Origin of the sequence: Micromonospora sp. NPDC005087, from assembly GCF_042872965.1 — a bacterium.
GTDB lineage: Bacteria > Actinomycetota > Actinomycetes > Mycobacteriales > Micromonosporaceae > Micromonospora.
In genome coordinates, this window is sequence record NZ_JBIALB010000049.1 from 1 (window position 1) to 11,352 (window position 11,352).

Genomic DNA, 11,352 nt, shown 5'->3' on the forward strand with positions numbered 1-11,352 from the left:
CAGCCCCCGAAACCTCGGCGACCACGTCCGCGCCGCGCTCAACCTCACACATTTCGAATACCGGTACCTACCGGATTCTTGTTGAGATCACCTCAATGTGATCGTGGGGTACCGGTTGTGGAGGCGTGCCGAAGCAGCGGTAATTGACGGCAACGTGCCGAGATGAGAACAGACAACGCGACCGCTCCCGGCCGATGATCCGAGGTGACCGACGCAGCCGCACGTCCCCGGACGGACAGCGCTTGTAAGCGAGGCATCCGCCCGCAGCGAGGCAGCGAGAAGGCGACAGACGCCTCGATCGAAGCCGACACCGCAAGCCACGAAATGATTAGGGGCACCTGCGCAGAGGCGCAGCGCGACACCGGCTGCCAAGGGTGGACACGGAGTGCCCGGCTCCCCCGACGGGGGTCACCCTCAGCGCGCAGGGAGCCCGACAGCGGCGGCGACTTGACATCAGTCGTTGACCTCAACGGTGGCGGCCGAGGCTGGACGAGCGCGGGCGGGTGTCGCCTCGAAGTCGGACCCCATCCTCGAAACCGAGTCCCCGCTGTGCACAACACGGTAATTTCGCGATATGGGCATCATCGGGGGGATAGCATGCGTCTTTCTGATCGTCGTCATCGCGGCGCTCATCGTGTTCTGGGTGGCGCGGAACGCGAAGCGCTGAGCCGTTTTTTCAGGGCCGACGCATCTTCATAGGGCAATTTGGCGCTTTCTACCCGTTGGCGGACTTGCGACAACGGGCGACTAGTGCTCTGACCACGAACGTTCACGGTGTTGGGGTCAGGCTGCGCGGGTGGTGGGTTGGCCCCATCGTCGTTGGCGTTCGCTGCGGATGCGGGCGCGTTCTCGGCGTTGGGCGGCCAGGACGTCGGGGTGGCGGGCGTTGGCGTTGCGCCAGCGTAGGTAGGCCTGCAGCCGACGGGCCAGGACGGTGTGGTTGGGGTGGTTCGAGCCGGCGATCACGAAGGTGCGTAGCGGCCCGAACTGGGCCTCGATCGGATTGGCCCAGGAGGCGTAGGTCGGGGTGAAGCAGAGTTCGACCTTGTTCCGGGCCGCCCACCTGCGAATCTTGAGGCCTTTGTGCGCGGACAGGTTGTCCAGGATGACGTAGATCGGCGCCCCGTCCGGACGCGCGGCGCGGATCGACTTGAGTGCGGCCAGGGTGTTCGCGGCACTCTTGCGGCGCCGCACGACGCCCCAAAGTTGGTCGTCGCCGACGCTGTAGCAGCCGTGGAACTGCCGGACCCCGTGCAGCTTGTGGTAGTTCGCGGGCAACCGGTGCGGGTGCCCGGCCGGCGCCCACCCTGCGCCGGCCTGCGGACGGATCACCAGGGGACCGAACTCGTCGAACGCGAACACCCGCTGCGGGAAACAGGTGCTCACGTACTCGATCCGGGCGAGTTTGGCGTCCCGGTCAGGGTCGGTGGACTCCTTCCACGTCTTGGTCCGCTGGAAGGTGATCCGGTGCCGGTGCAGGATCTGACGCAGCCGTTCGCGCCCGATGCGGATCCGGCGGGCCGCATGCGAGCCCAGGTGGTCGGCGAGCTTGCGCACGCTCCAGCGGGTGAACGGGCGCCCGAGTTTCTCGGGGCGGGTGTTGGCCGTCTCGACGATGAGCTGTTCTTCGTCAGGACTGATCTGGCGGGGACGGCCACCCGCCCACTGAGGGTCCAGGCTGGCCATCCCCATCTCGTTGAACCGGTGGATGACCTGCCGGATCGTGTCCTCGTCGGCCTGAACGAGACGGGCGATCGCCGGCACCGTGTTCCCACCAGCCGAGGCGAGCACGACCATCGCCCGACGTAGTCGGATTGGTGAACCGGTTCCCCGGCGGGTGATTCTGAGCAGCTGCTGACCTTCCTGATCACTCAGCCGCCGCACGCGTACAAGATCTGCCACCGCCACAGCCTGACCGCCGCAACGCCGCCAGACCGACAGGCCGGACGGCGTGTCAACCAACACCGTGAACGTTCGTGGTCACGGCACTAGCGGCTTCGGGACCGGACGCTGCGAAGGCACGGTCGGCCGCCAGCTTTTTCCGACCTCAGTCTGGTCGGCCCTGTCCTAGCAGGACAGATGTCTGTCATGTCAGCCATGAACTCAACCAGGTCGACCTGGTGTTCCTAACGACCTACGCGTCCTGGCTGAACTGGATCGAAGCCGAGTTCGCCGCCGTCCGATACTTCGCGCTCAGCGGCACCGACCACCGCACCCACGCCGAGCAGGACACCGCCATCGGCGCGTACATCCGTTGGCGCAACTACCGCGCCCAACCGAAATCCGGATTCGTCATCAACTCCAAGATCCGCCACCCGGACTACCCGTTCAAGGGTGCATGATGAGGCGCTAGCCGGACTGCCGCGCCAAGTTGTCGGCGGTGCGCTGTCGCTCTCCGGTGGGCTGTCCGGGGACCCGGGCGAACCGCGTCCAGGCGGAGATCACCTGTACGGCGGCGTGCCACGGAACCGGGTCGGCGACCTCGGAGGGCTCGGCGGGCCGGGTCACCGTCACGCCCCAGTGCCGCAGCCGCTCCAGGCTCTCCAGGAAGGCGGGGTGCCGGGCGAGCGCCGGATCCGGGGCCGGCACGGCGACGACCGGCAGGCCGACGGCGATCGCCTCGTTGAGCAGCCGCAGGCCCAGGTTGTCGTTGAGGCCGTACGCCCACTTGTTCACCAGGTCGAAGCTGGCCGGCACGACGGCGAAGGCGTCGGCCGGCGGCAGGGGATGGAGCGTCTCCGGCTGGTCGTCCTCGCGTACCGGATGGTGGGTGAGATCGGCGAGCCCGTCCCGGTCGATCGAGTCGACCGCGTCCGGGGTGGCGATGAGGTGGACCTCCCACCTCAACTCCTGGCAGGCCGTGATGAACGGTCCGAGCTCGACAGCGGGCTCGGCGTGGCAAACGACGAGGTGCAGGACAGGCGATCGTAACTTCCCGGGCATGGCGCTCCTATCGGCCTGAGAGGTCCCCGGCGCCAGTCGTGGCGAGAGCCGGCTGCGCGCCGGGACGTCGAGCGCCCGCGTCACCGGCGATCTCGCCGATCGAGTGGCTCCGGATGTCCGTGTGGATCCCGAAGCCGAGAGTATCGAGCCGGCTGCGAACGCGAGCCGTTATCCAGTGAACTGGCTGGATGGATGTGGCGCCGCTCCATCCGAGGAGCTGACCGAGCGGTCGGCCGGGCGTCCTTAAGTGGAGGATTCGGCGGCGCGCCGCCGGGAATCAGGTCGCGGACCAAGACGTGCAGGCGATTGAGGACGCGAATGCGTTCACCGGCCAGGTCGTCACGGCGTTCGGCCAGCAGCCGCAGCTGTGTGGTGTGGTCCTCGGCGACCACCGCGCGCAACCGCTTGTGGCGCATCGCGTCGTGCGCGACGCTGGCGGCGTCGGCGGGATCGCTCTTGCGGGCACCGCCGATGTCCAGCAGCCGGGCGCGAGCGGCGAGCGTGGCCGGCACGTCGACGACGTCTTCGCCGCCACCGACGAGCAGCTGGGCGATGCCGCGGCCAAGACCGGCGGCGCCTTCCACGGCAGACCGCCGCTGCGGCCAGCGGGCGGCCCACCCCATCAACGTCTTGTAGGTGCCGGCGTTGACCGCCACGCGTCTGACCGTCAACTGCCGGCCGGTGGCATCAGTGGGAGGAGAGCAGGGTCGCGCATCCCAGCCGGAGCACAGCGACCCGGGCAACCATGCTGACCCACTGCTGGCCGGCAAGCAGGTGGGCGAGCCACCCCTCGGCTGGTGGTGTACGCGCCGGGAACCGGCCGCGGCGCCGAGGCCAACCGCCACGGGTTTCGCGACCGGCCGGTGGCGGAAGCGGATACGGCGGGCGGGCCCGCACCGGTGATTCGGTACGGGCCCGCCGTCGGCCGCCGTGGCGGCTACTTGTTTCCGGTGTTGCTGACCCGGAACGTGTAGTCCGCGTCGAGGAAGGTCAGGTCGCCGGTCGGCAGGTTGGAGACCAGGACGGCGAAGTCGTCCTGGTTGCCGTTGGCGCACCTGGTTTTCAGGTTGCTGGCGGTGAACTGGTCCCCGGTGGACCGGTAGACCCAGTTGCCCGCGCCGTCGGTGGTCTCCCCCGCCGTGGTGGTGCCGGGCGTGAGGTCGCAGTGCGCGACCACCTGGACGGTCCAGTTGTTGTCCTGCGTGCCGGTGGTGGTGAACCAGTCACCGGTCGCCGAGGAGAGGGCGGCGTCGGCGCCGTTGACCCGCACGTCGTCGACGAACCAGCCGGTGTCCAGGTAGGCGGCGTCGGTGGAGTAGCGGAACCGGACGTCGGTGGCGCCCGCCGGCACGGCGGCGGTGAGGTGCACGTAGACCGGGTCGTCCACGAAGTACGCGCCGCCGGAGGTGCCGGTGAGGCCGTTGCCCTCGGTGTTGTTGCCGTGCGGGTTGTCGTCGGTGGTGACGACCTGCCCCGCGTCATTCCGCAGCGGCACGGTGACCCACTCGCCGCCGACCAGGGCCTCGACGAAGCCGTAGTCCCAGCCCTCCTCGATGAAGTTCCAGCTCCAGAAGTCCAGCGAGGTAACCGGGCCGGCGGTGTCGACGTCGAGGATGTTGTCGGACTGGCTCTCGTAGCCGGCGTACCAGTGGGTGGTGCCGGTGTGCGGGGCGATGGTCGTCTCGTCCTCGCCGTCGAAGGCGAGCGCGACGGTCGGGCCCGGGTTGCGGAACCGCTCGACCGACATGCCGAACGGCACGGCGGTGGTGTCTGGCCGGTTCTTCAACCGGGCCCACTTCGCCTCCGGGGTGGCTCCCTGGTAGCTGCCCCGGCCCGCCCAGAAGGAACCGTCGGCGATGTCGATGGTCCACGACGTGTCGGCCGGGTCGCCGAAGTTGAATGCCTTGATGTCGTAGACCGGCGAGTCCTCGTCGTCCAGGTAGACCGCCACCGACCAGTCCCGGAACAGCGCCTCGGCGCTGCGCAGGTTGGCACCCGTCGCCGCGTTGAAGGTGTTGATGGCATTCTGCACGCCGGCCATGCCGTCGGCCTGCTCTTCGAAGATAGTCTTGATGAGCAGGTCACCGCCGGCGGCGTCGTACTGCTTGTCCGGGGTGTAGCTGCCGTCGCCGTTGCCGCCGGCCTGCTCCCAGAGGTACTGGAAGTAGGTGAACGCGGCGCCGTAGTTGGCCAGCGTGCCGCCCCACCGGGTCAGCGAGGTCTCCTCGTAGAAGACCTGGTGGTTGGTCAGGTGCGAGCCGCCGGCGTCGAGCCCGTTGAGGAAGATGGCGAAGTCGGCCAGCCCCTCGTCGACCCAGGAGAGCTCACCCGGGTCGCTGTAGTTGTGCAGCAGGTGCTCCAGCTCGTGGGCGACGGTGCCCTCGTACAGCTCGGGCCGGTCGTTTGCCGGGTCGGCGTCGCGCCACGGCGCGTCGTTCGGCCCGACCCGGTTGGCCCAGTCGAGGGCGTCGACCACGATGACGTTCATCCCGTTGCTGTCGATGAAGTCCGGGGCGAAGTAGCCCGCCGTGTAGGACGTCTGCGCGCAGTCGTAGTACGCCTCGTCCTGGATGTTGTAGAGGACCATCACCAGCGAGTCGCTGGCCGGCTCGTCCGGGTCGGCCGCGTCCATCAGACCGAAGTGCTCCTCGTCCACGGCGACGATCTGGCCGGCGAGCTTGTCGCCGAGGTAGTCGATCTGCGCCTGGGTGAGGGCGAACTGGGCCGCCGTGGCGGTGGCGCAGGGGGTGAACCCGTCGCCCGGGTTGTGGTCGAACTGCGGGTCCAGACTGGCCACCCCGGCCGGCGCGGAGCCGTCCAGCGGGGTGCCCTCCGGGACGTAGATGTAGACCGGAGTGCCGTCGGGGGTGGTGTTGGCGTACACCCGGGTGAAGTCCTGGTTGTACGTCCCACCCGCCGCGCTGTCGTTGATCGGCAGCGTGATGGTCGGCTCTCCGGGAAGGTTCAAGTGGTCGTCCGCCTGTGCGGGGGCCGAGACCGTGAAGGCGAGCGCGGTCACGCCCACCACCGCGGCCGCGATCCGGCTCGCTCGTTTCATTCGCACGCGGCTGCCTCCTGCGGGTGAGGCTGGGCGGATCGGGCCGCCCAGTCGTCGATGTAACACTTTTGAGCCCTGCGACGCTGCCTCAAACCCGCGCCTGAGCAGGGAATATGGGCTCAGCAGACCACTTCGGACGGTGACTGCGCAGGCCCCTCAGGTCACAGCTGCGTCACGAAGACGAGTCATCCGGCGGGTTCGGTGATTGCCCGGCGGCGCAGCAGCCGCCAGGTCGGCGCGACGCACGCCGCGAGCGCGAAAAGCAGGCACAGGCCGACGACGCCACCGACCACCGGCCACGACCAGGTCGACCGGCGCCCCGACCTGCTCGGCGAGGCCGGCCCGGATGCTCAGCAGACCGGCGAACGCCACGGACCCGCCGAGCACCGCGCCGATCAGCACCACCAGCGCCGACTCCGCCGCGACCAGCCGGACGACCTGCCGCCGGGTCGCCCCGGCCAGCCGGACCAGCCGCAGGTCGGCGGCCCGCCCGGCCGCGGCCATCAGCAGCGTGTTGACCACCGCGATACCCCCGTAACCGGCAGACACCCCGATCAGCAGCAGGGTGGCGAGCCAGACCAGCCGGCCCTCCGCCGTAGTTCTTACGGGCTTTCGCGTCGGTGAGGCGGTGCGGGTCGTCGCCGAACTCGCCGAGGATCCGGGCGCCGAGGACCACACCCAGCATCATGATGCCAGTGACCGCGAGCCACTCCAGCGGGCCCGCCCCCGAGCGGAAGCCCATGACGAGGGCGACCAGCACCGCCACCACGAGCGAGATTAGGTTGGCGACCAGCGAGGTCAGCCCGTGGGCACCGTTGCATTATCTGATGGGGAGGCGCGTTACGCCCGGGTCGGGTTCGCGTGGTGGTCGCGCTGCTCGTGCGGCAGCCGTACAACCCGGAGCGGGACCAGGTCGGGATCCATCGGTGAACCGGAGTCGGATCACGATCAACTGGTGTCCGTACGAATGGGGGCGGGCGATGAAGACTCGCAGCGTAGCGTCCACTCTCCATCTCCGCTTGCCCTCCGAAGAGCTCGGGATCGGCCTACGACAGGTGGACAGCGATCTGACCGAGGAAGCAGCGCGCCGGCGACGGACGACGTGTCGGGCAGCTAGAGCACTTCGTCCCGAACACCGTTGCGTCGCATCGTCTGCTGCCCTCGGTTGTCATCCCGTGCCCCCCAGCGCGGCCACCACCCCGTCCGCTGTCGCCACGTGTCGCCCGCATGCGGCACGTTCGCTGCTTCCTCGCTGCTTCCGGTAGTGGTCGAGCGAGCGGTCCCATGGACGTTGACCCGAGCAGCGAGACTGACGGTGTGGATGCCTGGGTGACTCTTATCGCGGCCGTTTCTGGTGCTGGGATTGCGATCTTGGGACAACACATGATTCGGCGAGGTGAAAACAACGCTAGGCTGGCCGAGCTCATGCTCGAGCAGTGCGCTCGGCTCGTGTCGATGTCCGAGGATTTCCGGAACCGAGTGTGGGAGGAACGAGAGCTAGGGCTTCCCGGACGTGTGGACGGCTGGGACCTCGGCGGGTTTCGGCTAGCCGCAGCACGGCTGCGCATCCTGTGCCGTGACCAGCATGTACTCAAGGCTCTAGATGAGCTGAACTCGTCCAGCAAAGCACTCGGAGCATATTGGAGACGAGGGAATGTCGACGCCGGCGAGTTCGCCGACCGCTACGAACAAGTGAAGCTGGCCACCGAGGCGTTCAGCACCGCTAGTGAGAAACTCTTCCGCTAGCGCTTCCGTGGACCAGCGGGGTGCGGCCCGGCTCTGTTGCTGTCCCCGTTGCCGTCGCTAAAGGACGTCTCGTAACACGGTGGAGGCGTTGCCCGGCGGGGGGCTGGGGAGTCAGCCTGCCAGGATGATGTTGTGCAGGTGTGCGATGCCGGAAGCGGTGTCGGTCAATGTGCGGGCGGCGCGGCGGTAGTCACGCAGGATTTTGAAGCACTTCATCCCTGCCAGGGTGCGTTCGACCTGCGCGCGGACGGTGCGGTGCTGGGCGTTGAGGTCTTCCTTCCAGGCCGGCGGCGGACTGCCGTCGCGTGGCTTGCGGTACGGCATGATCACCTCGCGGTTGCCCTGGTAGCCGCCGTCGGCCATGACCGGACGGTCGGCCCAGTTTCTGGTCGATGCCGGAGGTGCGGTAGACGATCGTGTCGTTGCGGTTGCCGGGCTGCGGGTCACCGAGGGCGATGACCAGGCGGGTGCTGGCGTCGATGGCGACCTGCAGGTTGGTTGAGTACCGGTAGTTCTTGCTCGGCGCGGCCAGTCGATGGTCCCGGGTCGGGATCAGCGTGCCGTCGACGATGGCGATCTGGTCGACCGGCCGCCGGCGCACCGGCGCGAGTGCGAGTAGCGGGCCGAGGGTGTCGATGACCCGGTGCGCTGCGGAGTGCGACACCCCGAACAGCGGGCCGATCTGGCGCATGGTCAGGTTGGTGCGCCAGTACGCCGCGACCAGCAGCACCCGGTCGGGCAGGTCCAGGGCCCACTGCCGGCCCGGCCGGCCGTCAGCGATGGCGTCCCCGCCACGCTCGGCGACCAGGCGGACCAGCTTGCGGAACTGGGCGGTTGCAGCCCGGTGAACGGAAAGATCCACTCGGGGCGCGCTGCGGAGATCACCTGCACCCAGGCATCATCGGCGATCGTCCTCAACAGACAGACGCCGGGGTTACGAGACGTCCCCTAAACCTGCGCATTACGAGTCGGTCCCATGGTGCTGCTCCACCGCCTGGCCGTCGTGCCTAACGTGGTGTCCCGGTCCGGGATTGTCAGCCCGTGCTCGCCGGCTTGGCTGCTCGGATGGCTGCTCGTCTTCGCTGCCCCACCCGGCGTCAGCCGATCAGACCGCTCAGGTCCCGGGTGGTCCCGGGTACCCCAGATGGTTGCCGGCCCAGCCGATGCTCCCGGTCGGTTGCTTCCATTCGTTGGCGCGCCTCTTCGAGATCGACAGGTTTGGCCAACGCTTGCGCGCCGCTTGCCGGCTGGCGCCTACCGCTGCCCCAAGCTCGGGATAGCCGGCCCCGCACATCGCCGCTTGCTCTGCGCTGGCGGATACGAGGTTGGCGAGAAGCCGACGCATCTGCTCCCCTGCCGCCATGCGGGCCAGGTGAGTCCGCATCCCATCCGGGAGGCTCCGCTCTTGGTCTGCACCGCGCTGGGCATCCATGCCAGACGCGTTCAGCCGCTGCGCCCAACTGGCGGCGACAGCACTCAGTTCCCGCCGTAGTTCCTGCCGCTCGTCCGACGTCAGTTCCCGCATCATGGGCTCCTTCGCCAATGGCCTCTCACCTCAGAATCAGCTCGACAACCAACGTTGTCAACCCCTGAGTGAACGGTCTCTTGACCTGCCTGCCGCGGCTGACCCGGGCCTTGACGCCTCGCTTACAAGCTGTGTGCGGCATGTCCGTCCCCGCCTGGGAGCGGCCGTCAGCTCGGAGCAGCGTCCATCCCTGGTCTCGGTGGTGCGTCGGCGTCCGGGGCGATTGCTGTCAGCGTTGCTGTCGACAGCGCCGCCGCTGGCACGTCCAGCTAAGCCCGACCCCCGCCGGGGGAGCGTGGTCACTGTTGTCGGGCAGTGTCAGCGGGTGTCGTTCCCTGTGGTCCCGCCCTCGGTGTCATGCCGGCTGTGACCATTGGAGTCGGTCGCGCACCACAGCGTTCGCTGATTTTCTGCTGACGTGGTGCCTTCTTGACCCCACAGACGCGCCGAGAGGGGCCCCACCAGCCGGTGGGCCCCTCGTCATCTTGTCCACCACGCGTCAACTACGACATGAGTCGCTAGCCTTCCGGTCCTTCCCCGCATCGGGGGGCGGTCGAGGACCGTCCACTTCGAGCTGTCGATCATCACCGGGATCCGGGCGACCTCGGGCTCGGTAGCGATGAGGTTGAGGAAGGTCGTCATGGCGCGCTCGCTGTCGAGCAGGTCGGCGTCCATGTTGACGTCGAGCAGGTTGGCGCCGCCGCGGACCTGCTCCAGGGCCACGTCGACCGCGCCCTGATAGTTGTCCGACTCGATGAGCCGGCGGAACTTGGCCGAGCCGGTGACGTTGGTGCGCTCACCGATCATCACGAACCCGGTGTCTGGTCCGATCGCGAACGGCTCCAGCCCACTGAACCGGGTGGCTTCAGGCAGGGCGGCAACTGTCCGTGGCGGTGTGCCGGCCACGGCGGCGACGATCCGGGCGATGTGGGCCGGTGAGGTGCCGCAGCAGCCGCCGACGATGTTGAGCAAGCCGGACGCGGCAAACTCGCCGAGCAGGCCGGCGGTCTCCTCCGGCGTCTGGTCGTAGCCGCCGAAAGCGTTCGGCAGACCGGCGTTAGGGTGACACGCCACATAGGTACCGGCGATCTTGGAAAGCTCCTCGACGTGCGGGCGCATCTCGGCCGCGCCCAGCGAGCAGTTAACGCCGACGACCAGCGGTTCGGCCCGCTCTATCGAGCGCCAGAAAGCCTCCACGGTCTGCCCCGACAGGGTCCGGCCGCTGAGGTCGACGATGGTCACGGAAATCCACAGCGGCAGATGCGGCGCGACCTCACGAGCTGCGGCGATTGCCGCTTTCGCGTTCAACGTGTCGAAAATCGTCTCGATCAAAAGCAGGTCGACACCGCCCTCGGCCAGGGCCGAGATCTGCTCCGCGTACGCCGCGCGCACTTCGTCGAAGTCGACGGCGCGATACGCCGGATCCTCGACCCGCGGCGACAGCGACAACGTCACGTTCAGCGGCCCGACCGAGCCGGCCACGAACCGCCCACCAAACTCATCCGCCGCCTGCCGGGCCAGCCGCGCACCCTGAACGTTCATCTCACGAACCAGTGACTGGAGCCCGTAGTCGCCCTGGCCGATCCTCGTCGCCGTGAAAGTATTGGTGGTGGTGATGTCGGCGCCGGCGGCCAGATACTGCCGGTGTACGTCCACAATGACGTCCGGCCGCGTAAGGTTGAGCAGGTCCGGATCACCGCTAACGTCCTGCGGATGGTCGACAATCAGGTCGCCTCGGTAGTCCGCGGCGGTGAGCTGCGCGCCCTGCAACATCGTTCCCCAGGCGCCGTCCAACACCAGAATACGCTGGGACATCAGCTGCCGCAGCGACGATGCCGTGCTTCTCTGGCTCAATAGCGCGCTCAAGCAGCCGCCTCCGAAGCTCGGAGGCGCCCTTGTTGAAGAAATGAAGGCCGAGCGTGGCGGGCTCCGCCCGTCGCAGCGCCTCTCGACCCGACAGGCAGATAGTACCCAGACCCGCTTGTCTAGTACTCCAGCCGGGGATCGTGATCATGGTTCGATGAGGGCTTGTCGGGTGTAGTGGCTGGCCTTGGCGCGGGCTTGGTGGCGGCGTCGACGG

8 protein-coding genes, 3 pseudogenes and 1 riboswitch are annotated in these 11,352 nt (G+C 68.2%); of the genes and pseudogenes, 2 read left to right on the forward strand and 9 right to left on the reverse strand.

Going from position 1 to position 11,352, the window contains the following annotated elements; translation table 11 throughout:
* Positions 1-783: 783 nt before the first annotated feature.
* Complete coding sequence (locus ACFYPS_RS36135) at positions 784-1,902, reverse strand: IS630 family transposase (protein ID WP_387330900.1); 1,119 nt, start codon at positions 1,900-1,902, stop codon at positions 784-786.
* Between the two features lie 218 nt (positions 1,903-2,120).
* On the opposite strand from ACFYPS_RS36135, the gene ACFYPS_RS36140 reads away from it, so the two are divergent.
* Entirely contained in the window at positions 2,121-2,342 is a 222-nt protein-coding gene (locus ACFYPS_RS36140) for a transposase (RefSeq protein ID WP_387330903.1), read from the forward strand.
* Positions 2,343-2,349: 7 nt separating this feature from the next.
* Here ACFYPS_RS36140 and ACFYPS_RS36145 read toward each other — a convergent pair whose 3' ends face one another.
* From ACFYPS_RS36145 to ACFYPS_RS36165, 5 genes and pseudogenes are all read right to left on the reverse strand, one after another.
* Positions 2,350-2,943, reverse strand: coding sequence for a flavoprotein (locus tag ACFYPS_RS36145; protein ID WP_354967873.1), 594 nt, complete (start codon positions 2,941-2,943; stop codon positions 2,350-2,352).
* An 80-nt stretch (positions 2,944-3,023) separates the two neighbouring features.
* Positions 3,024-3,998, reverse strand: a complete 975-nt coding sequence (locus tag ACFYPS_RS36150; protein ID WP_387330906.1) for a transposase — start codon at positions 3,996-3,998, stop codon at positions 3,024-3,026.
* Positions 3,881-6,001 carry a hypothetical protein gene (locus ACFYPS_RS36155; RefSeq protein ID WP_387330915.1) on the reverse strand — a complete coding sequence of 707 codons (2,121 nt, stop codon included), beginning with the start codon at positions 5,999-6,001 and terminating at the stop codon, positions 3,881-3,883. The genes ACFYPS_RS36150 and ACFYPS_RS36155 overlap by 118 nt, the downstream gene beginning before the upstream one ends.
* Positions 6,002-6,157: 156 nt before the next feature.
* A complete protein-coding gene (locus tag ACFYPS_RS36160; protein ID WP_387330918.1) occupies positions 6,158-6,505 on the reverse strand; it encodes a hypothetical protein in 348 nt (115 codons plus the stop codon).
* A 175-nt stretch (positions 6,506-6,680) separates the two neighbouring features.
* Positions 6,681-6,812 (reverse strand): annotated as a pseudogene (locus ACFYPS_RS36165) (ABC transporter permease); the annotation flags it as partial.
* 473 nt (positions 6,813-7,285) lie between these two features.
* Between ACFYPS_RS36165 and ACFYPS_RS36170 the strand changes: the two are divergent.
* On the forward strand, positions 7,286-7,747 hold the full coding sequence (locus ACFYPS_RS36170; RefSeq protein WP_387330909.1) for a hypothetical protein: 462 nt from the start codon (positions 7,286-7,288) through the stop codon (positions 7,745-7,747).
* Positions 7,748-7,858: 111 nt separating this feature from the next.
* Here the strand turns inward: ACFYPS_RS36170 and ACFYPS_RS36175 are convergent.
* The 3 genes and pseudogenes from ACFYPS_RS36175 to ACFYPS_RS36185 all read right to left on the reverse strand — a co-directional run.
* A pseudogene (locus tag ACFYPS_RS36175) lies at positions 7,859-8,638 on the reverse strand (transposase family protein).
* A 223-nt stretch (positions 8,639-8,861) separates the two neighbouring features.
* Complete coding sequence (locus ACFYPS_RS36180; protein WP_387330912.1) at positions 8,862-9,272, reverse strand: hypothetical protein; 411 nt, start codon at positions 9,270-9,272, stop codon at positions 8,862-8,864.
* 552 nt (positions 9,273-9,824) lie between these two features.
* Positions 9,825-11,087: pseudogene (locus tag ACFYPS_RS36185) on the reverse strand (homocysteine S-methyltransferase family protein); the annotation flags it as partial.
* Between the two features lie 65 nt (positions 11,088-11,152).
* A riboswitch (S-adenosyl-L-homocysteine riboswitch) is annotated at positions 11,153-11,228 on the reverse strand.
* Between the last annotated feature and the right edge of the window lie 124 nt (positions 11,229-11,352).

Excerpts from the sequence above, each read along its gene's own strand:
- ACFYPS_RS36155 (WP_387330915.1), bottom strand. The coding sequence starts at position 6,001 with ATGAAACGAGCGAGCCGGATCGCGGCCGCGGTGGTGGGCGTGACCGCG.
- ACFYPS_RS36170 (WP_387330909.1), top strand. The coding sequence starts at position 7,286 with ATGGACGTTGACCCGAGCAGCGAGACTGACGGTGTGGATGCCTGGGTG.
- ACFYPS_RS36145 (WP_354967873.1), bottom strand. The coding sequence starts at position 2,943 with ATGCCCGGGAAGTTACGATCGCCTGTCCTGCACCTCGTCGTTTGCCAC.
- ACFYPS_RS36180 (WP_387330912.1), bottom strand. The coding sequence starts at position 9,272 with ATGCGGGAACTGACGTCGGACGAGCGGCAGGAACTACGGCGGGAACTG.
- ACFYPS_RS36160 (WP_387330918.1), bottom strand. The coding sequence starts at position 6,505 with ATGGCCGCGGCCGGGCGGGCCGCCGACCTGCGGCTGGTCCGGCTGGCC.